Genomic DNA, 267 nt, shown 5'->3' on the forward strand with positions numbered 1-267 from the left:
TGCCGAAGCTCGCCGCCACGCGCAGTCACGGCGCGGAAGTGATCCTGCATGGACACAACGTGGACGAGGCCCTGGCTGAGGCGCAGCGGTATGCCAACGAAACCGGCGCCGTTTTTGTCCATCCCTTTGACAACGTGGACGTTGTTGCAGGACAAGGGACCATTGGGTTGGAAATCCTTGAGCAGATCCCCAACGTGGACACCATCCTCATGGGCGTCGGCGGTGGCGGGCTGTTGGCCGGCGTCGCCGTCGCCATCAAGGAGCGGG

General features: G+C 63.7%; 1 protein-coding gene. It reads left to right on the top strand.

Annotated features, from left to right (window positions below; translation table 11 throughout):
- The coding region (locus SB679_RS24605) for a pyridoxal-phosphate dependent enzyme (RefSeq protein WP_410704905.1) at nucleotides 1-267 on the top strand (267 nt) is incomplete at both ends.

Source organism: Chryseobacterium sp. SIMBA_029, from assembly GCF_046535275.1.
Classification (GTDB): Bacteria; Bacteroidota; Bacteroidia; order Flavobacteriales; family Weeksellaceae; genus Chryseobacterium.